The organism is Parashewanella sp. 2210YD4-3 (assembly GCF_056591735.1).
The window spans coordinates 252,582-275,705 of the sequence record NZ_JBWQOG010000005.1 but is presented as its reverse complement, the minus strand read 5'-3'; the positions used below and the strand labels follow the sequence as shown (position 1 = coordinate 275,705).

The 23,124-nt window shown below is 40.5% G+C and carries 22 protein-coding genes; 14 read left to right on the top strand and 8 right to left on the bottom strand.

The features are described 5' to 3' along the window. Positions 1-94 precede the first annotated feature (94 nt). On the bottom strand, positions 95-3,223 hold the full coding sequence (gene rne / locus AC1EU0_RS10130; RefSeq protein WP_480302275.1) for a ribonuclease E: 3,129 nt from the start codon (positions 3,221-3,223) through the stop codon (positions 95-97). A 625-nt stretch (positions 3,224-3,848) separates the two neighbouring features. Here rne and rluC point away from each other — a divergent pair. Continuing rightward, a complete protein-coding gene (gene rluC, locus AC1EU0_RS10125; RefSeq protein WP_480302274.1) occupies positions 3,849-4,802 on the top strand; it encodes a 23S rRNA pseudouridine(955/2504/2580) synthase RluC in 954 nt (317 codons plus the stop codon). Between the two features lie 39 nt (positions 4,803-4,841). Here the strand turns inward: rluC and AC1EU0_RS10120 are convergent, their stop codons facing one another. Then, positions 4,842-5,426 (bottom strand): Maf family protein, encoded by a 585-nt coding sequence (locus AC1EU0_RS10120; RefSeq protein ID WP_480302273.1) that lies wholly within the window; start codon positions 5,424-5,426, stop codon positions 4,842-4,844. A 249-nt stretch (positions 5,427-5,675) separates the two neighbouring features. Between AC1EU0_RS10120 and yceD the strand changes: the two genes are divergently transcribed. The 8 genes from yceD to fabF all read left to right on the top strand — a co-directional run bounded on the left by yceD (position 5,676) and on the right by fabF (position 12,318). Beyond that, positions 5,676-6,200: a 23S rRNA accumulation protein YceD gene (gene yceD / locus AC1EU0_RS10115; RefSeq protein WP_480302272.1), complete on the top strand. Its 525-nt coding sequence runs from the start codon at positions 5,676-5,678 to the stop codon at positions 6,198-6,200. A gap of 15 nt (positions 6,201-6,215) precedes the next feature. Further along, complete coding sequence (gene rpmF, locus AC1EU0_RS10110) at positions 6,216-6,386, top strand: 50S ribosomal protein L32 (RefSeq protein WP_121839867.1); 171 nt, start codon at positions 6,216-6,218, stop codon at positions 6,384-6,386. Positions 6,387-6,401: 15 nt separating this feature from the next. After that, positions 6,402-7,430: a phosphate acyltransferase PlsX gene (plsX, locus tag AC1EU0_RS10105; protein WP_480302271.1), complete on the top strand. Its 1,029-nt coding sequence runs from the start codon at positions 6,402-6,404 to the stop codon at positions 7,428-7,430. A gap of 124 nt (positions 7,431-7,554) precedes the next feature. Continuing rightward, on the top strand, positions 7,555-8,514 hold the full coding sequence (locus AC1EU0_RS10100; RefSeq protein ID WP_480302270.1) for a beta-ketoacyl-ACP synthase III: 960 nt from the start codon (positions 7,555-7,557) through the stop codon (positions 8,512-8,514). A gap of 334 nt (positions 8,515-8,848) precedes the next feature. Beyond that, positions 8,849-9,775 (top strand): ACP S-malonyltransferase, encoded by a 927-nt coding sequence (fabD, locus tag AC1EU0_RS10095; protein ID WP_480302269.1) that lies wholly within the window; start codon positions 8,849-8,851, stop codon positions 9,773-9,775. A 10-nt stretch (positions 9,776-9,785) separates the two neighbouring features. Further along, positions 9,786-10,532 carry a 3-oxoacyl-ACP reductase FabG gene (fabG, locus tag AC1EU0_RS10090; protein WP_480302268.1) on the top strand — a complete coding sequence of 249 codons (747 nt, stop codon included), beginning with the start codon at positions 9,786-9,788 and terminating at the stop codon, positions 10,530-10,532. Between the two features lie 222 nt (positions 10,533-10,754). After that, positions 10,755-10,988: an acyl carrier protein gene (gene acpP / locus AC1EU0_RS10085; RefSeq protein WP_480302267.1), complete on the top strand. Its 234-nt coding sequence runs from the start codon at positions 10,755-10,757 to the stop codon at positions 10,986-10,988. Positions 10,989-11,079: 91 nt separating this feature from the next. Further along, complete coding sequence (gene fabF / locus AC1EU0_RS10080) at positions 11,080-12,318, top strand: beta-ketoacyl-ACP synthase II (protein ID WP_480302266.1); 1,239 nt, start codon at positions 11,080-11,082, stop codon at positions 12,316-12,318. On the opposite strand, the gene AC1EU0_RS10075 is transcribed toward fabF, so the two are convergent. From AC1EU0_RS10075 to AC1EU0_RS10055, 5 genes are all read right to left on the bottom strand, one after another. Beyond that, the gene (locus AC1EU0_RS10075; protein ID WP_480302265.1) at positions 12,315-13,148 is read right to left on the bottom strand and encodes a hypothetical protein; all 834 of its coding nucleotides are present in this window, start codon (positions 13,146-13,148) and stop codon (positions 12,315-12,317) included. The genes fabF and AC1EU0_RS10075 overlap by 4 nt on opposite strands. Positions 13,149-13,289: 141 nt before the next feature. Further along, positions 13,290-14,531, bottom strand: a complete 1,242-nt coding sequence (locus AC1EU0_RS10070) for an ABC transporter permease (protein ID WP_480302264.1) — start codon at positions 14,529-14,531, stop codon at positions 13,290-13,292. After that, the gene (locus AC1EU0_RS10065; RefSeq protein ID WP_480302263.1) at positions 14,524-15,231 is read right to left on the bottom strand and encodes an ABC transporter ATP-binding protein; all 708 of its coding nucleotides are present in this window, start codon (positions 15,229-15,231) and stop codon (positions 14,524-14,526) included. The genes AC1EU0_RS10070 and AC1EU0_RS10065 overlap by 8 nt, the downstream gene beginning before the upstream one ends. Then, entirely contained in the window at positions 15,228-16,415 is a 1,188-nt protein-coding gene (locus tag AC1EU0_RS10060; protein WP_480302262.1) for an efflux RND transporter periplasmic adaptor subunit, read from the bottom strand. The genes AC1EU0_RS10065 and AC1EU0_RS10060 overlap by 4 nt, the downstream gene beginning before the upstream one ends. A gap of 85 nt (positions 16,416-16,500) precedes the next feature. After that, the gene (locus AC1EU0_RS10055; RefSeq protein ID WP_480302261.1) at positions 16,501-17,214 is read right to left on the bottom strand and encodes a YIP1 family protein; all 714 of its coding nucleotides are present in this window, start codon (positions 17,212-17,214) and stop codon (positions 16,501-16,503) included. Positions 17,215-17,459: 245 nt separating this feature from the next. Here AC1EU0_RS10055 and AC1EU0_RS10050 point away from each other — a divergent pair, with 245 nt between their 5' ends. The 5 genes from AC1EU0_RS10050 (at position 17,460) to AC1EU0_RS10030 (ending at position 22,770) form a co-directional block, all read left to right on the top strand. After that, entirely contained in the window at positions 17,460-18,824 is a 1,365-nt protein-coding gene (locus AC1EU0_RS10050; RefSeq protein WP_480302260.1) for a hypothetical protein, read from the top strand. A gap of 30 nt (positions 18,825-18,854) precedes the next feature. After that, on the top strand, positions 18,855-19,976 hold the full coding sequence (locus tag AC1EU0_RS10045) for an imelysin family protein (RefSeq protein ID WP_480302259.1): 1,122 nt from the start codon (positions 18,855-18,857) through the stop codon (positions 19,974-19,976). A gap of 103 nt (positions 19,977-20,079) precedes the next feature. Continuing rightward, the gene (locus AC1EU0_RS10040; protein WP_480302258.1) at positions 20,080-21,687 is read left to right on the top strand and encodes a di-heme oxidoredictase family protein; all 1,608 of its coding nucleotides are present in this window, start codon (positions 20,080-20,082) and stop codon (positions 21,685-21,687) included. Positions 21,688-21,888: 201 nt separating this feature from the next. Next, a complete protein-coding gene (locus AC1EU0_RS10035; RefSeq protein WP_480302257.1) occupies positions 21,889-22,365 on the top strand; it encodes an acyl-CoA thioesterase in 477 nt (158 codons plus the stop codon). A gap of 183 nt (positions 22,366-22,548) precedes the next feature. Then, the gene (locus tag AC1EU0_RS10030) at positions 22,549-22,770 is read left to right on the top strand and encodes a hypothetical protein (protein ID WP_480302256.1); all 222 of its coding nucleotides are present in this window, start codon (positions 22,549-22,551) and stop codon (positions 22,768-22,770) included. Here AC1EU0_RS10030 and AC1EU0_RS10025 read toward each other — a convergent pair. Next, on the bottom strand, positions 22,767-23,066 hold the full coding sequence (locus AC1EU0_RS10025; protein ID WP_480302255.1) for a hypothetical protein: 300 nt from the start codon (positions 23,064-23,066) through the stop codon (positions 22,767-22,769). The two genes, AC1EU0_RS10030 and AC1EU0_RS10025, sit on opposite strands and share 4 nt — an antisense overlap. Positions 23,067-23,124 lie beyond the last annotated feature (58 nt).

Genomic DNA, 23,124 nt, shown 5'->3' with positions numbered 1-23,124 from the left:
TTAAGAAGCGGCGATTTTAGCAGAAAAATTCACCGCTGACACAAAAAAGAAAGCCATCAAAAGATGGCTTCTTACACTTCTTCAGTTGAAGCTATTATGCTTTAGCTGTCTCTGAACCTGCAACGTTAGTTGGTTTGGTTTTAGAGGGTGCTTGAACTACTGCATCAGAGTAGTCGCGACCTTTAGGGGTTTCTACAGCTATGCGTTTCGCTACAGTTGGTTTAGTGGTTTGTGAACCGACCATTCCACCAAAACGACTGGTTCGTTTTGGTGTTGGTTGAGGCTTAACTTCAATTATGGCCTCTTCTTTAACTTCAGGTTCGTCAGTATCAACTACAATCGGTGCTGATAACTCAACATCTACGTCTGCTTCAACACTGATTTCAGTCTCAGTTTTAGCTTCTACTTCAGCTTCAACCGGAGATTTTGCTTCAACTTCATTTAAAGTATCAACAATCTCGTTGGTTTGAGCTTCAAGCACAGGCTGTGTTTCTTCCACTGCTGCGGGTTGATCTTGCTGTTCAGTATTTGGCTCTGAGAATTCCATTACTTCTTGCTCAGGCTCTGAATTAGTCTCAACAAATGTTGATTCTACTTTTTCAACAACTTCAGTTTCTACTTCCGTTGAAGCGGTAGATGTTATTGCTTGCTCAGTAGTTTCAACAAGATCCAGCTGCTCTGGAGCTGCTTGCGTTTTTTCAGCTTGTTGGCTTTCATCAATTTGAGATAAGTCATAAATCACAGGCATTTCGTCATGAGATTCAAACGCTGGAGAGCTTTCATTTTCAGGCTTTTCATCACGGCGACGACGTTGGCCAGCTGCACGTAAATGACGAGGGCTGCGGCGGCTACGACGAGTACCGGGTTCTTTATCATCAGCATTTACATCTGATTCAACAATCTCAGTTGCGTCAATGATTTCCAGCTCTTCAGTGCTTTCTGCTTCAACTTTCTTAGCTTTAGCTTCTTTCTTAGGTGCTTTGCTTGTGCTTTGCTTTTCGGCTTCGCTAGAGTCAACAGCTTGAACTTTTTTCTTAGTTTCAGCTTTTTCTTTCACTTCTTTTACTGGTTTTTCAGATTCAGAAGTTGAAGCTTCAACTTTAGCTCTAGGCTTACGTCGAGTTTGACGAGGCTTTGTCTCTTTGTTGTCTTTTTCAACTTTAGCTTCAGATGCAGTCGCTTGTTCTGCTTGAGCCTCAACAGCAGAAGTCTCTACTACTTCTTCAACCTCTGTGTTGATACGAACTTTACGTTGCATATTGCGACGTTGACGACGTTCTCGAACCGCTTCCTGCTTAGGTTGTTCAGAAGCTGGTTTATCAGATTTACGGTTAGTGTTCTCTGATTTATTGTTACGCTTGTTACGTTCTTTGCGCTCTTGAGTTTCAGAAGCTACGGATTCATTTTTGTTGCGATTGTCACGATCGTTGCGAGTATTGCGCTTATCGTTTTTACGATTACGGCGACGCTGAGTATTTCGATCTTGGTTTGAGCGTTTTTCATTTTGCTTTTTCTTTTCAGTTTCTTTTTCTTCAGAGCTGAATAAGCCTTTGAAGGCAGAAACTATAGAAGCAATAATGCTTTTCGATTCTTTCTTAACAGCTTTAGGTTTAGCTGCTATTGGCGCTTTTTTAGGAGCGCTAAAACCTTTTAATGCTGGTTGATCGTTAGTGGTACGCTCAAGCTTGCGAGGTTCATAAAGGTTTGACTCTGGCTGCTCGGTGCGATTATAGCTAGCTTCGACAGCTTCTTCGTCTTTACGATGGCGAACAACTTTAAAGTCAGGTGTGCTCATGTGAGCATCTGGGATTATATAGACTTCAACGTTATGGCGTTTTTCAGTTATGCGAATGGCTTTGCGCTTTTCATTCAATAGGAACGCTGCAACATCAACAGGAACAATGGCTTCTATTTGTGAAGTGTTCTCTTTAATCGCTTCTTCTTCCATCAAACGTAGAATGGATAACGCGAGAGATTCGGTGCCACGGATCGTGCCTTGACCATGACAGCGAGGACAAATGTTTGCCGCTGCTTCTTCGAGAGAAGGGCGTAAACGCTGGCGAGACATTTCCATCAAACCAAAACGAGAAATACGGCCTAGCTGAACACGAGCGCGATCATTCGCCACAGCTTCGCGTAAGCGATTCTCTACTTCACGTTGGTGTTTTGCTGGTGTCATATCGATGAAGTCGATAACAACCAGACCACCTAAGTCGCGAAGACGTAATTGACGAGCAATTTCATCGGCAGCTTCTAGGTTGGTGTTGAGTGCTGTTTCCTCAATGTCGCCGCCTTTAGTGGCGCGAGAAGAGTTAATATCGATAGACGTTAGTGCTTCAGTTGGGTCAATAACAATTGAGCCACCAGAAGGAAGACGTACTTCACGTTGGAAAGCGGATTCGATTTGCGATTCAATCTGGAAGTGAGTAAATAATGGCACTTCAGATTTATAGAATTTAACACGCTCAACAAAGTCAGGGCGAACTAATGCGATATGCTGTTTCGCTTCGTCACAAATACGTTGATGATCAATAAGAATTTCACCAACATCACGACGTAAGTAATCACGAATAGCACGGACAATGACATTACTTTCTTGGTGGATCAAGAATGGTGCTGGCTTGCTAGCCGCGGCTTCTTGAATAGCGGCCCAGTGGTGTTGAAGAACTTGTAAATCCCATCTTAGCTCTTCAGCGTCTTTGCCAACGCCAGCTGTGCGAACAATCAACCCCATACCTTGAGGTACATTTAATTGAGATAATGCCGCTTTCAACTCTGTACGCTCATCACCTTCAATACGGCGAGAAATACCGCCAGCACGAGGGTTATTTGGCATAAGAACTAGGTAAGAACCAGCCAGGCTGATAAAGGTAGTCAATGCTGCGCCTTTATTGCCACGTTCTTCTTTGTCAATTTGAACAATAACTTCTTGGCCTTCAGAAACCACATCTTTAATGTTTGGCCGGCCTTGGAAAGTGTAACCTTGTGGAAAGTATTCTCTTGCGATTTCTTTTAATGGAAGGAAACCGTGACGTTCAGCACCGTAATTAACGAATGCTGCTTCTAAAGAAGGTTCTACGCGGGTGATTGTACCTTTATAAATGTTGGCTTTTTTTTGTTCATGACCCGGGCTTTCAATATCCAGATCATAAAGTTGCTGCCCATCAACAAGGGCAACACGCAACTCTTCTGACTGAGTTGCATTAATTAACATGCGTTTCATGATTATTTGATTCTTCTATATTTATATCATCAAACAGCGTGTAGATTGCATTATGGGCCTGTTTATACAACGAACCTCACGGTTTGGTGCAGGCTAAATTATGTGGTACGCAAATTTTTAAGTAGTTAACTTACTAATTTTGTCAGACGCATTCACTGCGTGTCGTTACCGTTGTAATTTCTGTGTTTACTTTTTTGTGCCAGTAATCACAAAACTCACAGTCAAAATTCGTTAGGAAATTTCCAATAATGCCAAATCGAACACAACTCTTTGATATTTAGTTAAAATGATGTTCTGTTTCTTTGTTTTTTCTCAAATAAAGCCAGCATTTTTATGGCTTAAGTCTTAGGTTTGGCTGTTTATCAATATTTTCTTAAGCTTGATAATTTTTCAGCTTGCAACTCAATGAATTGCTACCTTAACAATCGACTTCTTCTGTGGGAAAAACAAGCTTGGCTCAGCAATGAAATTAGTTTTGTTACTATAATTTCTGCTTTCCAAAGATGAAATATAGCAATAATCAAAAACATCAGCAACGTAAAGTGAAAAAAGTTACATAAAACATCAATGATATTCTGTTCATGTTGTACAATGCACACAGTTCTTAATGATATAACCGTGATAGATGACTACCCAAGAAGCCGTAAAAGTACAATTTGTAGAAATTGATGAAGATCATGCTGGTCAACGTATCGATAATTTTTTGGTCACCAAATTAAAAGGTGTACCTAAAAGTATGATTTACCGTATCGTCCGAAAAGGAGAGGTAAGGGTAAATAAAAAACGTATCAAGCCTGAATACAAATTACAGTACGGTGATTTGGTGCGAATTCCCCCAGTGCGAGTTTCTCAAAAAGAAACGGCGGCTCCATCGCCAAAATTAGAGCGTGTTGCCATTTTAGAGCAACGTATAGTTTATGAAGATAAATTTCTTATCGCATTGAATAAGCCATCTGGTATTGCCGTCCATGGCGGAAGTGGTGTTAATTACGGTGTAATTGAAGCATTAAGAAGCCTTCGACCACAGCAAAAATTTATTGAGTTGGTTCATCGACTCGATAAAGAGACGTCAGGCATTTTATTAATAGCTAAAAAGAGAAGCACATTAAAGCACTTACAAGATCAGCTTCGTGAAAAGAAAATGCAGAAAGACTACATGGCGCTAGTAAAAGGTGAGTGGGATAAAAAAGATAAGCTGATCAAAGCTCCTTTATTAAAAATCACTTTAAAATCGGGCGAGCGTATTGTTCGCGTAAATAATGAAGGTAAGCCATCTCAAACTCGCTTTAAAATCATTCAAAAGTATCAAGGTGCTACTTTGGTTAAAGCAAGCCCGTTAACTGGGCGTACTCACCAAATTCGTGTTCACTGCCAATATACCGGCCATCCTATTGCATGTGATGAAAAATACAGTGAACAAGCGTTTGATGACTCTATGAGAAATCAAGGATTACGCCGCTTATTTTTACATGCAGCACAACTTGAATTTACGCATCCAGATTCAGAAGAGCGTATGACAGTGAATGCGCCGCTGGATGATGACTTACAACAGGTGATAGCTAAGCTAAAAAGAGCTTAATTAATAGGTGACAATAGAAAGGAGCAATCGCTCCTTTCTTTATATTACTTCAATTCCATGTTCTCTTAGGAGTTCAATTAGCCTTATAAGAGGCAAACCAATCAAAGTATTTGGGTCATCGCCCTCAAGCCGCTCGAAAAGTGCAATGCCTAATCCCTCGCTCTTGAAGCTACCTGCACACCAAAGTGGCTGCTCTTTCTCTACATAATTTTGTATCTGTGAAAGCGTTAAGTTTTTAAAGTGAACGGTAAACGGTTCTACACATGAGCTTAATTTTTTCGATTCACTATCGAATACTGCCAATCCTGTATAAAAGGTAATGCTTTTACCACTGGCTGATTGCAATTGTTTAATCGCGTTGGCTTTTGTTAAGGGTTTACCAATAATTTTTTCATCAATCACGGCTACTTGATCAGAGCCTATGAAAATAGATTTATTTCCGTCGACTAACTCGGCACCTGCCTTTGCTTTTTCAATGGCTAAGCGCTCTACTAATGCTATAGCAATTTCATTTTCGAAAGGTGATTCGTCAATATCAGGCGATACACTGATAAAAGGAATTTGAAGTTTACTGAGAAGTTGCTGTCGAAACTCAGAGCTTGAAGCTAATACAAGTGATTTCATACCATATAATTTTATTAACAATACTATGTGTATTTTGAGAGACTTAGTGGGAAATAAGCAATAGCAAATAAAGAGATTTCATTAATTGCACTTTATTTAGACGTTGCTTGCTTGTTTACAAGTCGGGGCTTAGGTAAAATCCGCAGTCCGTTAATTTCAATGCGAAAGCTAAAGAACACTTACTTTTTGTGAAGCAGGTGATAAAATTTCTTTGACTCAAGCGTTTTCAAACTATAATATGCGCGCCTTATGCAAACAGTAAAGATACCGGTTTCAATCGATCCGTTACGTGCAGCCCAAAGTCGCCTTGATGTTCAAGGTGTCGTTCCGGGTAAGCAGTTAAAACGATTGAATGAATTTTGTGCCGGCGACTGTTCCGATGTATCTGTGTCATTGGAATGTGGTGTTGATTTACAGGGGATAGTCTACCTGAAAGGGAAGGCTGTGACGGAGCTCACTCTGCTATGTCAGCGTTGCATGACACAACTAAATACTGAGGTTACGGTCGACTTTAGTTTCAGTCCTTGTAAGACTGAGGCCGAAATCGATGAGCTCCCGGAAGCGTATGATCCTATTGAGTGCGATGAAATTGGCGAAATACGTTTACATCAATTGATCGAAGATGAATTGATAACGGCCATACCTTTAATTCCGATGCATGAAGATTCTTCATGTCATCAAGGGTCAAAGGATGTGGTTGTAGGCGAGATTGAACCCGCTCAAGAGGAGCGTCCAAATCCGTTTGCTGTATTAGAAACACTAAAGAGCAAGTAATCTAGGAGACAGGCAATGGCTGTACAACAGAATAAAAAATCACGTTCAAAGCGCGGTATGCGCCGTTCACACGATGCATTAGGCACAGCTCAGTTATCAACTGACGCGTCTACTGGTGAACTACACCTACGTCACAACGTGACTGCTGACGGTTTCTACCGCGGCAAAAAGGTTATCAACAAGTAATAGGTTGATAAGCTTATGCAAAATCTGACGCTCGCGTTAGATGCAATGGGGGGCGATTTCGGTCCCCAAGCCTCGGTGCCTGCTGCAATGCAGGCGCTTAGGCAAAATCCTTTCTTAAAAATAATTTTGGTTGGTGATCAAACTAAAATTAGTCCTCTTACATCTTCTTTTCAAGATATTTCAGCTAGATACGAAATCATTCATACTGATGAAATCGTTACCATGTCTGATCGCCCAGCACATGCCTTGCGAAATCGCAAAAAGAGTTCGATGCGACTTGCTATTGAATTGGTTCGCGATAAAAAAGCTGACGCTTGCTTAAGTGGCGGCAATACAGGCGCGTTAATGGCTATGTCTAAAGTGCTGCTTAAAACACTTCCTGGCGTTGATCGTCCTGCATTGATTGGGCGTTTGCCCACTGTAGCTGATAAACCGGTTTATGTTTTAGACTTAGGTGCAAACGTTTCATGTGATTCGGAAGCGTTATTTCAGTTTGCCGTAATGGGATCGGTAGTAAGCGAAGTGGTGGATAAAACCGTATCGCCATCAGTTTCGTTATTGAATGTGGGCATCGAGGAAATTAAAGGTAATGACCAAGTTCAGCAAGCGGGCTTGTTATTACAGCAGTCTCCTCAGGTTAATTATCGTGGCTTTATTGAAGGTAATGAAATTTATTCAGGTAATTCTGATGTGATTGTCTGTGATGGTTTTGTTGGGAACATTACCTTAAAAACCTCTGAAGGCATTGCCAAATTCTTGATTGAAGATCTCAAGTCTCAAATCACTCAAAACTGGTTCGCTAAAACTATTTCGAAATTATTAGGCACTAAAATTCAAAGTGTTTTAAGTCAGATGAACCCCGACCAGTACAATGGCGCAAGTCTGGTAGGATTGCGAGGAATTGTTGTTAAAAGCCATGGAAATGCAGACGAAAATGCATTTTTGAATGCCATTAATTTGGCCATTACTGAGGCTCAAAGACAACTTCCCGAGTTGATTTGTGAACGATTAGAGTCAATTTTGCTTGATATACAAGCTGAGTAATCCTTTATATTGCACAAAGACCTTGAAAGATCCTATCTAGGTCACAATTTTGTAAAGGGCTTATCGTCAAAATAAACATAACAACGTTAATCGGTCAACCGACCCTGAAAAGCTGATTTGATATATGCATACAAAAATTCTCGGTACCGGAAGTTATTTACCGGTACAAGTGCGCAGCAACCAAGATCTTGAACAAATGGTCGAAACCTCTGACCAATGGATTGTAGAACGAACCGGTATTTCAGAGCGTCGCATCGCGGCGACGGATGAAACAGTATCGACAATGGGTTACCAAGCCGCACTCAATGCATTAGAAATGGCTGGTGTGTCAGCAGATGAATTAGATATGATCATTTGCGGTACAACTAGTGGTGAAAATGCATTTCCTGCTTCAGCGTGTGAAGTTCAAGCCATGCTTGGCTTAAACACTATTCCCGCTTTTGATGTTGCTGCAGCATGCTCAGGTTTTATTTACTCGCTTTCTATTGCTGATCAATTTATTAAAGCTGGTGCTCATAAGAAAATTCTTGTGATTGGTGCCGATGTGCTTTCTCGTTTTTGTGAACCTGAAGATCGTTCGACGATTATTCTTTTTGGAGATGGTGCTGGTGCAGCTGTCGTGGGGGCATCAGAAGAAGTGGGTATCATTAATACTCATATTTATGCTGATGGTCGCCAAGGTGACTTACTTAAATGTGCTTTCCCTGCTCGCCCACATGAAACTGAAAAAGCATTAAACTACATGACAATGAAAGGCAATGATGTCTTTAAAGTCGCGGTAACTAAGCTTTCTCACGTTGTTCAAGAGACTTTACGATTAAACAATATCGAAAAAGAAGATATTGATTGGTTGGTTCCTCATCAAGCAAACTTCCGTATCATCAATGCTACAGCTAAAAAGCTAGGCATGAGTTTAGATAAGGTAGTATTGACTTTAGCCAAGCATGGTAATACCTCTGCGGCATCAGTACCAATCGCACTTGATGAAGCGGTTCGTGATGGTCGTATTCAACGTGGACAAACATTATTGTTAGAAGCCTTTGGTGCAGGGTTTGCTTGGGGCAGTGCTCTGGTGAAGTTTTAATAACTTTAAACACAAATTTTAGCGGGTTGCGTAAGAAAGAATTTTACAAACGCCAACAGAAGCGCATTTGATAGGCAGGACGCCTGAATGCCTTCAAGTACATGGATATGCTAGAAAGACCATGTGCTGACGATCGTGACTTCCTGTCACGGACGGTTGTCTTATTGCAAAATCCTTTCTCCAAGTCGTATCGACTTTATCCTTGGGAACATTATCATTCTCTCTTAGTCATAAAAGTGGCGCAGGGAATTCATTTAATACATTGTTTCCAGATGATAAGTTATTAAACTGAATAAGTTTTTTAGAATAGTTATAAAAATATAGGAATTGAATTATGTCTAAAATGGCATTTGTTTTTCCGGGACAAGGCTCACAAGCGATTGGGATGCTGGCTGATCTAGCGGAGAGTTCTTCAATCGTAGCAGATACATTCGCAGAAGCGAGTGAAGCATTAGGCTATGATCTTTGGGCACTTGTGCAAGATGGTCCGGCAGAATCATTAAATCAAACCGATAAAACACAACCTGCATTATTAGCAGCAAGTGTGGCTGTTTGGCGTGTTTACCAAGCCTCTGGTAAACCACAACCAGAAGTTATGGCTGGTCACAGTTTAGGTGAATACTCCGCTTTAGTATGCGCTGGCGTGATTCCATTTTCTGATGCAATCAAGTTAGTTGAGCTTCGCGGACAATTAATGCAGCAAGCTGTACCAGCAGGCACTGGTGCTATGTATGCAATTATTGGTCTTGCAGATGATGCGATTGCCAAAGCTTGTGAAGAATCATCGCAAGGCGATGTCGTTAGCCCTGTAAACTTCAATAGCCCTGGCCAAGTTGTGATTGCCGGTGAGAAAAACGCCGTTGAGCGTGCTGCCGCGGCTTGTAAAGAAGCCGGTGCCAAAATGGCAGTTGCTTTGCCAGTAAGCGTACCTTCCCACTGTGCCTTAATGAAGCCAGCAGCTGACAAGCTAGCTGTAGCATTAAATGACATTCAATTTAATCAGCCTGCAATCACATTGATCAATAACGTAGATGTGGCAACGCCAACTGAGCCGGAAGCGATTAAAGATGCACTTATTCGTCAACTGTATTGTCCAGTACGTTGGAGTGAATCCGTCGCGGCTATGGCAGAAATGGGTGTAAGTGAATTGTACGAGTTTGGTCCAGGTAAAGTATTAACTGGTTTAACTAAGCGAATTAACAAAGCTCTGTCTGCAAAAGCAATCAATGATTCAGCATCAATTGCTGCGCTGACAGAATAAGGAAAAACAAATGAGCATTAGCATTAGTTTAGAAGGTAAAGTTGCATTAGTTACTGGTGCGAGTCGTGGTATTGGTCGCGCTACGGCTGAAACATTAGCACAAGCTGGCGCAACGGTTATTGGTACAGCAACAAGTGAACGTGGTGCAGCTGCAATTCAAGAATATCTTGGGGAGTCAGGTTTTGGATTGGTACTAAATGTTACCGATAAAGAATCTGTTGCAAATTTATTCACCCAGATCAAAGAAAAAGCGGGTGACATTGATATTCTAGTGAATAACGCAGGCATTACTCGTGATAACTTAATGATGCGTATGAAAGACGATGAGTGGGATGATATCATTGATACCAACCTAAACTCTCTATTCCGCCTGACTAAACCAGTATTACGCGCAATGATGAAGAAGCGCAATGGTCGTATCATCAACATTGGTTCGGTAGTGGGTAGCAGTGGTAATCCTGGTCAATCAAATTATTGCGCAGCAAAAGCGGGTTTGATAGGTTTTACCAAGTCTTTAGCTAAAGAAGTTGCGTCTCGTAATATCACTGTTAATGCTGTTGCGCCTGGATTTATCCAAACAGATATGACAGACGAGTTGACGGAAGAACAACAAAAAGCTATTTTGACTCAAGTGCCAAGCGATCGTCTGGGGCAGGCTCAAGAAATTGCGAGTTCTGTACTGTTTTTAGCTTCAGATTCATCTGCTTATATCACAGGGCAAACGTTGCATGTGAATGGCGGAATGTATATGGTATAACTGAATTATACTCGTGATTTCTTAACGTCCTTAATCTGCGCCTAAGATATTATGAGTATGCATAGTACTCAGCAGGGAACTGCGTTAACTGAGTGGCGTTTAGCTGTGCAATTTCCAAAAATCGTGGTTAGACCACAAAATCTGGGGTTGCAATGTTGGCTGAATCGAATAAACTACTCCCAATCTTACGCAAGTGCGTAATTTGAATAGGAAAGAAAACTAATGAGCAACATCGAAGAACGTGTAAAGAAAATCATCATTGAGCAACTAGGCGTTAAAGAAGAAGACGTAAAGCCTGCAGCATCTTTTGTTGATGACTTAGGTGCAGATTCTCTAGACACAGTTGAGTTGGTTATGGCTCTAGAAGAAGAGTTTGACACCGAGATCCCTGATGAAGAAGCAGAAAAGATCACTACTGTTCAAGCAGCGATCGATTATGTGACTAATAATCAGTAAAACTGAATTATTAGAGACAGGCGGCATTTATTGCCGCCTGTTTTGTTTTAGGACTATTATAAGTCGTTCATAAAAATTTAAGGTAAGCATTGTGTCTAAACGTCGCGTTGTTGTTACTGGATTAGGCTTAATTACTCCAGTAGGAAATACCGTGCAAAGCACTTGGGAAGCGCTTGTTGCAGGAAAAAGTGGTATTGCACCAATTACCTCTTTTGATGCAAGCGAGCTCACCACTCGCTTCAGCGGTTCAATTAAAGACTTTGATGTTGAGCAGTATCTTTCTAAGAAAGACGCTCGCAAGATGGATAAATTTATTCAGTACGGTATGGCTGCAAGTATCCAAGCCATTGAAGATTCTGGCTTAGATATGAGTCAAGAAAATCCTGGTCGTGTTGGTACTGCTATCGGTGCTGGCATGGGTGGTATGCCACTGATTGAACAAAATCATTCCGCATACATGAAAGGTGGTGCTCGTAAGATTTCTCCTTTCTTTGTACCAAGTACCATCATCAATATGATTGCGGGTCATGTATCGATTAAATACGGCATGAAAGGCCCTAACTTTGCAGTTACTACGGCTTGTACTACTGGTGTACACAACATAGGTTTTGCAGCTCGTACAATTGCTTATGGTGATGCAGATGTAATGATCGCCGGTGGCGCAGAAGACGTCACCTGTCCAATGGGAGTAGGTGGTTTTGCTGCCGCGAAAGCACTTTCTACTCGTAATGATGATCCACAAGCAGCTAGTCGTCCATGGGATAAAGACCGTGATGGTTTTGTTATCGGTGATGGTGCGGGTATGATCGTGATGGAAGAGTACGAACATGCTAAAGCGCGTGGTGCGAAGATTTACGGTGAGCTGGTTGGCTTTGGTATGAGTGGTGATGCTTTTCATATGACTTCACCTCCAGCAGACGGCGAAGGTGCTGCAGCGGCCATGCAAAATGCCATTAATGATGCACAGTTACCTTTAGATATGATTGGCTATATTAATGCTCACGGTACTTCAACGCCTGCGGGTGATAAAGCCGAAGCAGCTGCGGTTAAATCAGTTTTTGGTGAACATGCTTATAACTTAATGGTGAGCTCCACTAAGTCGATGACAGGTCACTTACTTGGTGCGGCAGGTGCGATTGAGGCTATCTTTACCTTACTAGCTCTGCAAAACCAAGTTGTTCCCCCTACCATCAACTTAGATAACCCAGATGAAGGCTGCGATTTGGATTTTGTTGCTCACACAGCAAGAGACGTATCATTAGAATACGCATTATGTAACTCGTTTGGTTTCGGTGGAACTAACGGCTCATTGTTGTTCAAAAAAAGCTAAGACGCTTGTAGTTCTGCTTTAACTTGAGATGGCATGATAGGCTCTATATCTTGCCATCTCTCTTGCCAACTAGCATTGCTTACTTTGCAGCACCAAATTTTGCATTTGGTAGTTTCAACTGCTGGTTGAATACTGAAAACATTCCATTCTCTTGATCCATTTAAGCGATAAAAATAAGTGACTCCAATTTGTGAAACATCGAAATCTTGGTTTTGTTCTCCACAAATGTGCAATTCACTATTTTCCGTATTTTCAGTAAAACATTGGTCTAATTCTGTTGCCTCTTCTTGTTTGATATATGCTTTTTCTGATGATGTTACAGCGTATTTAGATTTGTAAACTACCCAAAATGGCATTGTCGGTGTTTGCCTATTTGCTAATAAAAATAGGTTATTTTTCTTTGCTGCGATGATTTTCGAAAGAATATGTAATTCGTATTGGTCAGCTGAGTCATGATGAATGGCTCTAATATCTAAGGGAGAGGTTGTTTTATCTTGATCGAAGCAAAATTCTAGGCATGGATATTCGGTGTGAGATATACACATGGTTTTTAAATTATTCTGGTTAAGCTCCCATATTAAGTGTTCTTCTACGCATCTAACCATGTTTAAGCAAAGTTCTAGGCTTGAATTATCGCCTCTTGGAGTATAACAAGCGACCCCTGATCTATTTAATTCTTCAAATACAGTTTCACAATCTGACTGTTCAGACGGTGACATTAGCACTCTAAAAGTATGTGAGTTTTTTATTGCACCTAGAAATTGTGATTCATCAGATTGTTTTAGTAATAATTGACTAGCTAGTGAGAGAGAATGAATTTCAGTTGCCATGATTATTAATACTTTGGAATAAAGGTGAATTCACATTAAATGATTGTGATTGATAAACAATGAGAAGCATATTAAAAATGATTAATCTAAAAAAAGGGCTAAGATAGCCCTTTTGATTTTCACCTAGCAAAATCAGCACCTTTACTCATATCTCAATGCATCAATTGGGTTTAATCTTGCCGCTTTAATAGCTGGTGCTAAACCAAAAATAATGCCGATAGCTGAAGTGAAGCCAAATGAAAGCACAATTGCCCATCCTGGAATATAAGATCCCGGTAAGCTGGGAACCATTACTGATATTAGTGAAGACAAGCCATAACCAATGGCTAAACCAATCGCTCCGCCAAATAGTGATAGTACGACAGCCTCTACTAAAAACTGCAGCATTATAAAACCGGGTGTTGCTCCCAGCGCTTTTAAGGTGCCAATAACCCGCGTTCTTTCGGTAACCGAAACAAGCATAATGTTCATAACACCGATGCCGCCCACAATTAGGCTTATTCCAACGATTCCCGCAGTTATACCTGTTGCGCTGTTAGTGAATTTTTCGAAGTTTTCTTTGGATTTCTCAGCTGTTTCAAATTCAAAATCATCAGGCTGACCCGATGTGATTTTATGCTTCTGTCGCAAAATTCTAGAAATTTGCTCTTGTACTTGCTTTTCATCGGCATCTGGTTTCAATCGATACATAATCTGTACATTACTTCTGCGCTTATTTGAGCCTTCAAGGGCATTCATTGTGCTGATAGGAATATTAATATAATCATCCTGATCAAATCCTAATAGACTACCTTGCTCTTCAGCGACACCGATAATATGGAACCATTCACCGCCAAGCTTGATGTATTCACCTACTGGGTTTTTCGGCAAATGTAATGCTTCAATAATGCTTGGGCCGATAAATGCGACTCTACGACGTTTTGCATCATCTTCTTCACGGATAAATCGGCCTTTTTCGGGAAAAATTCGATATGCTTTTTGGTAGCTTTGTTCAGTCCCGACGACTCTTGAACTATGAGTATAATTTCGATACTCCGCTCCGCCAGAAAAACGCCAAGTGAACATTAAAGCTGTCATGGTGTCGGCTTGCTTGATCTTATCTTTAAGGTATAAAAAATCTTCGTAGGTTAACTTACTTCTTTTTCCAAGCATTTCCTGCTGTGGATTGGTGTAGGCTTTTATCGTTGTTACGTCAGGAGCTAAGTCTGCAAGTTGATCGTTAATTTGCTTAGTAAAGCCTTGCATTACTGCAACAACGGTAATAACAGCCGCCACACCAATTATTATCCCCAAACAGGTGAGGGCAGAGCGCATTGCATTAGCTCTAATCGCTTGCAGCGCTGCTTTAGTGCCCTCTAATACTGCGATTGCTGAATTAAACATGCAAACGCTCCTTTTCATCTTTTCTAGTATCGGCTACGACTTTACCGTCTACCAAGCGTATTACGCGCTGGCAATGATCAGCAATGTCTTGTTCGTGCGTTACCAAAATAATGGTATGACCTTCTTGATGAAGTTCATCAAAGAGTGCCATGATGTCTTGAGTTGTCTTGCTATCAAGATTTCCCGTTGGCTCGTCACCTAAAAGAATATGAGGTTTGGTTACGAGAGCTCGAGCAATTGCGACACGCTGTCTTTGCCCACCGGAAAGTTGGTTGGAAAGATGGTATACCTTATCTTCAAGCCCAACTCGTTTTAGCGACTCTAAAGCTAATGTTTTACGTTCCTTTGCAGAAATAAAACGGTACACCAAAGGCTGCATCACATTTGCAAGCGCTGTAGCTCTAGGTAATAGATTAAAGCTTTGAAAAATAAAACCGACACTCTTATTTCGTTGATGGGCAAGCTCAGTTTCAGACATTTTTTTTACATGACTGTCTTTGAGATAGTAATCTCCAGATGTAGGTGAATCTAGACAGCCAAGTAAATTCATAAGTGTGGATTTACCAGATCCAGAAGGCCCTATAATAGCCACGTATTCATTCTCTTGAATGTCTATATTGATACCATCTAGCGCTTTAAAAGTTTGCTCACCCATTTTGTAATGTTTGGCGATATCTCTAAGCTTGATTACAGTACTCATGCTTGGTTACCCTTTTTATCCTCTGAGCTTGAGTCATCGTCTAATTTCGGAGTAATTTCATCACCATTCTTAAGCTTACTAACTGGACGAGCAGGGCCGATAACAACGCGATCTTTTGTGGTTAAGCCAGATTTTATAGCTTGCTCAATATCAGAAGCTATTCCAATTTTCACCTCATGCTTTTTGACTTTATTTTCTTTGTCTACCAGCCAAACATAGTATTTGTTGTCTTCTTGATGGATGGCTTCAATAGGGAGTTTTACTGCATGATCTGAAACAGATGTTGCGATTTCAGCACGGCAACTCATGCCTGCATATAGATGACGCTGTGTTTTGTCTAGCAGCACCTTAACTTTAAATGAAAGTGCATTTGAACCTGTTTCTGTTTTTGCAGAAGTACCAATATTAATTACTTCGCCGGTAAACGGTTCATTGGGATAGGCCGCAGCAAAAATGTCAGCTTTTTGATTGAGTTTGATGCTGGCAATATCAGTTTCATCCACTCTTAACTCAGCCAAAATTGCGCTTGGGTCGGCAATTAACATTAAATCAGAACCAACAATATTAGTGGTACCGGCAATAACTGTTTCGCCTTCTTTAATATCAACCGATGCAAGTAAACCTGTCATTGGAGAACGGAAGACACTCTTACTTAACCGATCTTTGGCGATAGAAAGTGAGGCTTCAGATTGCTCTAATTGTGCTTTGGCAGAACTAATATCAATACGAGCGAGGTCGCGCTGATTTTTCAAGTTATCAAAGGTTTCAGCGTCGGTCAGCCCTGCGTCGAACATTTTTTGTTTGCGTTGTAACTGAATCTTGAGATTATTCAAGCTGATTTCAGCTCTTTTCACAGCAATTTTGCTGGCTTTAACTATGGCATCTGAGCGTTCAACATCAGCTTCAAAAGCTTTGGTATCCAGCTTCATCAAGATCTGACCTTTTTTTACAGTTTGACCTTCTTCAACCAAAACTTGAGCCACTCGACCTGTGACTTCTGAGCGCAATTGCACTTGAGTATTAAATACAAGATTACCCGAAGCCAGAATTGAATCAGAGATTTTTCCTGTTGTCGGGTGGGTGACTTCAACTTTTACAGTATTGCCTTCGCCTGTAATCCGTTTGCTAATTAAAATTCCAGCAAAAACGGCGATAGCAAGTATAACGATAATAGCTTTTTTCATATTTTGTGCTCGCAAAAAGCTGTGTAAAGCATTACTTGTACACAGCTTAAATAGATCAAACTTGGTGTAATGGAAAGCAGTTGTCTTAAACTAAAGCAATGATAAACCAGATACCCCAGATTAACGCTGAAGGGAGTACACCCAAAATAACGGCTTTTGAAGTAGTGAAGTTTGTCCAACTTTTAAGTCCGATTACAGAGAGTGCAATTCCCCATAAAGCGAATAAGGTTATGCTATCTGCCAACGTATAAAATGCTGAAGAAGGTTCAAGCCCTAACAAAAGCTGGTTAATTGATGAAAATTGAAACATCGTAAGATATAGCTGATCTGATGAAGCCGTTAAAACTAATATGATCACGCCTATCCAGTTAAATATATTCGGCATTTGAACCCACATTGTGAACCCATACCAATCTCCGAATTTAAAATCAGAGTCTGGGTCCAGCTTGCTAATCAGCATGTAATATACGGCAAAAACCGCGGTAAAAAAGATTAAGCCAATAGCTCCAAAACCTAGGTATAACCATTGGGTGGAGTCCTTCATCATCTCAATACCTTGAATAGCACCATCTCTTTCTTGTGCAGATAAGTCGGAGGACAGTGCTGATACTTGTTGGTCAACCAAAAATTGTGGGTCAGCTGAAGAGAAAAACAAAGTAGTTCCGACAATTTGGAGCCCCAAAAGCAATGCGAAAGCGGTCCAAGACCAACCTTTAGATTCCTTTAGCCCGTTAAAAGCTTTAGTTGGAGATAAGAAAATATCGGTAATGGCACCGAAAACAGTGGCAGATTTCATCATTAAGTCCTTTTTTGTAATTAATGGCTGAATGTTATCAGCTTTTTATATTTATTGTTTAAAAATGTAAATTATACGCTGAGACATATTATGTCAATATGAATTTATGTCACAAAAAAGGTTAAAACCTCGAATAAATCAAAGAAAAGTATTTTTTGCAAATCAATATAAAATAACAAATGCAAATCATTATCATTTAGTTTAAGATCCAGCTGTAATTGTAAACGGTATGTTGGAGAATTGATTAAATGAGAAAATCATTGGTTGCAGTAGGGATTCTGCTTGGGCTTTCAGGAGTTGTGCATGCTGCTGATACAAGCAGGTTAGAGGAGATGATACTTGCACAAGAATCTCAGCTAAAAGCGTTGAAAGCCGAATTAGAGCAAGTTAAGCAACAGCAAGTTGAAAATAAAGTTGAGTCAGAGGCTCTAAAAGTATTAACAGCCAAAAAAGCGGAAAACATTAGCAAGTTTACTTTTAAGTCTTATGGTTCTGCTACTTATACCAATGATGAAATATTTGAAAATGCTCAAGATACCACTCCAACTCGACGAGGACGCTTTGATTTAGAGCGAATTGTTACTGAGTTTGGTTACCGGTTTGACAATGAGTGGGACTTTGAGGTTGAAGTAGAGTTTGAACATGGTGGTACAGGCGCAACGCTAGAATATGACGGCTTTGAAGAAGCAGGTGAGTTTGAATCTGAAATCGAGGCTGGTGGTGAAGTTGTTATTGAAAAGGCACAGTTCCGTTATCGCCCTTCGGACAGCTTCGGCATCAAGTTCGGTAACATTCATGTGCCAGTAGGTTTAGGAACCATTCTTCATAAACCTAATCAGCATCTAACTGTCATGCGCCACAAAAGTGAAGCGACGTTGATCCCGACAACTTGGAATGAGTTTGGTGTTGGAGTCTTTGGTCAATTAGGTGATTTTAATTATCAAGCTCAAATCATTAATGGCTTAAATTCAGAATACTTTAGAAGTTACGGCTGGGTAAGTACTGGTCATCAAACTCGATTTGAACAAGTAAACGCCGATGACTTTGCCGGTGTTGTTCACCTTGACTACGGTAACTTCAAAGAAACAGGTTTAGCAATAGGTGCGGCTTATTATTACGGTTTCTCTGCTGGCAATCGCCATAATGATGGTCGTATTACAGGGGATGGGACTATTCAAATTGCGGCTTTATCCGGAGCTTATGTTGAAGGTCCTTGGATTTTAAGAGGTCAATACCTTTACGGCACACTTTCTAATGCTGATGAAATCACTCTAGCGAACAAAACTACCCCTGGGTTAAGACCTGGCGGATTCTCACAAGTAGGCTCAAAGGCTGTTGCTTATTTTGTTGAAGCAGGCGTTGACTTAAAAGAATATTTTGATGTTCCGGTCACTGTTTTTGCCAACATTGATTACTCAAATCCAGTAAAAGAAGTGGAGTCCGGTATTGCTACAAAACGTTTTGAGCAAACGTGGACTAGCCTCGGTGTCAATTATTTCCCAATTCCTCAAATTGTGCTTAAAGCCGAAGCGGGTAGAAAACAAATTGCAGTTCATGAAATACCAGATACCTACTTTTTCAATCTAGGTGTTGGCTATCAATTTTCTTTATAAATAATCTTAACGATGAATGGAAATCAAGTAATGAAAAAAACAATTATTGCAGTGTCTTTAGTTACCCTATTAGCAGCTTGTGGTGGTTCGGGTAAAAAAGATGATGGCAAGTTCAGCTATAAAGCTCAAGATATGATCGTGAACTTAACTGATGACGTTATCGTTGCTGGTTACTCGAATCTAGCGATGAAAGGCTCTGAACTATTCCAGTTAACTGAAACGCTTCAAGCAACTCCAAATGCTGAAAACTGGCAAAGAGTTCAAGACGCATGGAAAGCAGCTCGCCAGCCTTGGGAGCAAGGTGAGTCACATATTTTTGGTCCGATTGAAGCGCTAGAAATTGATCCGCATCTAGACTCTTGGCCACTTGATACTGTTGACTTGAAAAAACAGCTCGATGGTACCGATTCTTTTGATGCCGAGACAGTTAAAACTTGGGGAGATGGCGTTCAAGGTTTCCACGCAATGGAGTACTTATTGTTTGGTGATGGAAAAGATGACAATGAAAAAGCATTCTCAGAATCTACGGCTAGAGAAAGAGAGTACTTAAAAGCGCTTGCTGAGGTTTTACGTGATTATACCTCAGATCTTGAAAAAGCTTGGAAAGACAAATTCAAAGATGCTACCAGCGAAACTCCATTTGCTGAACGTTTAAAGAACGTTGCTTCAAGCCCAACCTATTCTTCTCAAGTTGGTGTGATTGAAGAGCTAGTACAAGGCATGGTTGGTATCGCCAAAGAAGTAGGTGAAGCGAAAATTGCTGAGCCATTCGGTGGCTCTATCGATAATGTTGATACATCAAAAGTTGAATCTCAATACTCTTGGAACTCGTTAATTGACTTCGCAAATAACATCAAAGGTGTAAAAAATGTTTGGGAAGGTGAGTTTACAGGTAGCAAAGATAAGCCAGGTATCGTTGATTTTGTAAAGGCGGGTAACTCTGCTCTTGCTGATAAAGTGACTAAGCAAATCAATGACTCTATCACTAACATTGAAAAAATTGCTGGTGACAACAATATGCCTTTCCGCCAAGCAATTAAAGATGCTGAAGGCCGTAAGCGCGTAAAAACCGCTGTTGATTCATTAGCGGCTTTAAAAGCGAGTTTAGAAAATGAAGTCGTACCGCTAATTAAGAATTGGGATGCTAAATAACACTTAGCGCAATAAATGGAATAAAAAAGTCAGGGACAGTTATAGCGCATAACTCGTCCCTGTTTTGTTTGAGCAAAAATACAAATGTGGAGCGATGTGACAGATGGATGCACACAAAAATAAAAAAAGAATATCTATCGCACTTGCTGTAGCAATGGGGCTAACAGCTTGTGGTGGAAGTGGTAGCAAAGTTAATGAGGATGGTAATGGTAAATCATACCCTTCATATACAAATATTGAGTTGTTAGGTGGTGATACAACCACGACTGAAGCATCTAATTCAGGGCATGGTTTTTCTACACCAGCACCTAACTTAACAGAAGCAGAAATCAAACATCACGAAGAAGGTGATGCCAACTTTGAAACGTCCTTTGTTACAGCACCAAGTCAAGAACATCCTGAGCTGGACGGTTTAGGACCAGTATTCAACAATATTAACTGTAATGCTTGCCATCAAAGAGATGGAAGAAACTCGACGATAGTCATTCCAGATGGTGAAACGCGAGTTTTGCTAGGCAGTGGTGCAGGTATCTTTTTACGTATTTCTAAAAAGTCTGAAGAGGCTTGTACAAATGGTACCAAGGAAAATAATTATTGTGCGCCAATTCCCGTTCCTAATTTTGGCGGACAACTATTCCACCGTGGGGTGTTACAGGCTCGTCCAGATTGGGAGCAAAACAAGTTTAAAGGTCAAGCTGATGTTTACCTTTCATACGAATATTCAGAAGTGATCTATGATGATGGCACAAAGGTTAAATTGAAAAAGCCTTTATTCGAAGTTGAGAATGCCTATGATTCTCCGGCAAACTTTTCCGCTTCTGAACTAGGTCAAGCTGATGTACTTATGGGGTGGCGAAATGGCATGCCTGTATTCGGATTGGGCTTACTAGAAGCGATACCAGAATCTTCGATTTTGGCGAATGCTGATGTAGAAGACAAAAATAATGATGGGATAACGGGTAAAGCAAACTATGTATTCGATCCGGTAAAAGCGAAAGCGGGTGACAATAACCCTGTTTCTTTAGGTCGTTTTGGTTGGAAAGCGAATACACCAAGCGTTCGTGTTCAGTCATTAGGTGCGTTAAGAGGTGATATTGGTATCACCAATCCATTGTTTCCTGATGAAAGCGTAAAGGGGACGGATTTACACGAGAAATACCTGTCGAGAACTGGTCACCTAGATACGGGGAAAGGACCGAATGGTGAACCAGAAGTTGATGAAAAGTTTAGTGACTCTCTCGTCTTTTACTCTGAAACATTAGCGGTACCAGCACGTCGAAATGTAAAAGATCCTGATGTAAGAGAAGGCGCTCGCTTATTTGATACCGTTAATTGTACAGGATGTCATACTCCTAAATTTGTAACTAAAGCAGAAGGGAAAATCGGTGGCAAGGACATGTCTAAGGCGTTGAAGTCACAAACTATCTACCCATTTACCGATATGTTGCTGCACGATATGGGCGAAGGCTTGGCTGATGGTCGTTCAGATTTTCTTGCTGATGGCAATGAATGGCGTACTCGCCCATTATGGGGCATAGGATTGACTAAAGCGGTTAACCCAAGAGCAGGTTTTTTACATGATGGTCGTGCTGCCACAATTGAAGAAGCCATTCTTTGGCATGGTGGTGAAGCCGAAAAGTCGAGAAAGGATTTTATGGCGTTAAACGTTAAGGAAAGAGAACAGTTGATTATGTTTGTTAACTCATTATAAAAATAATGACCAAACAGCTCAAAGTAATTAATTGCTTTGAGTTGTTTTAACAAACTATTCCTCCTATCTATGTATTGCAAAACCTATCTATTTATCATTTCTACAAATCATAAACTTCTAGCAATCAATAAGAATATAATTTGCGCTAAAAACTAACTTTTATCTACACTTCTAAAGGATGAGAGAATTGGAGTGCGAATAATGGAAGGTAAAGAAAGAGAAATTACACTAAGGTTTTTGGCTGAACCATCGGACGTGAATTTTGGTGGTAAAGTGCATGGTGGGGCAGTGATGAAATGGATTGACTTAGCGTCTTATGCATGCGGAACTCAATGGAGTGGCAAATATTGTATTACGGCCTATGCTGGTGGCATTCGCTTTGTTGAGCCAATTTATGTAGGTAATATTGTAGAAATCACGGCTAAAGTTCTGTATACAGGTAGAACCTCTATGCATATAGGTGTTGAAGTTAAGGCTGGTGATCCCAAAGAAACAGACAGGTATTTAAAAACCCATTGCTTGACAATCATGGTTGCAGTCGATGGTAATGGCAAATCCACACCAGTCCCTGAATGGATACCTGAGACTGAAAGTGATATTTATCTTCGAGACTCTGCATTGAAATTGGTTGAAATGCGTAAGCAAATTTCTGACGAAATGACGTCTTTTATTGAATAAGTCGTATCTCAAATGATTACAAGACCACTAAATTATCCTCCGAGCTGCGACTCAACTAAGGGAAGCAGCTCTATTAAATGTTCCCCACAAAAAAATCATAGTAAACCTCCGTTTCAAACATTTGTTCCAGTAAGGAACAAATGCAAATCAGAATACGCTCCTAAGTGGGATATTCATGAAAAGTTGGCAAATATTGTAGATGAAGCATGGATGCTAGAAGTCGATAAAATTCCATTGTTTGTTGATCAAGTTCGGTTATCCATCAGATTTAGGGCTCAAGATAGATTACCCAAGACTGAAAGTGCCAGATTGTATCGACAACAGGTGAGGCTTCGAGGTCGAGAAATTCAAATCCAGAAGCAAGTAAAGCTAATTGAGCGTTTGCTTCTACAACAGAAACGTTAATTAGTGTTATCTGTCGACTTACAATAACAAGTTGCAGTACCAAAATAACACCCTTTTATTAATCCACCTCTGTCTGCAGGAATATCTAATTGGTGGCTCGCACAAACTTGAGCCGCTTCGGATTTTCTTTGTTTTGAGCAAAATAAGGTCGATTTACAGTTTGAGACGAATCCAGATTGACATAAACCATTTTTGTCGGGAGAAAATAAGCAGTTTGGTTTATGCTGTGCACCAGATGCAGTAAAGCAAATAACACAAATGAAGCTAGTGAATATGATCTTTTTTATATGAGTCATGGTGTTAGCCTTTTGCGAAAGAGACATTAATTTGGCATTATCTAGTAACAAAAAATGT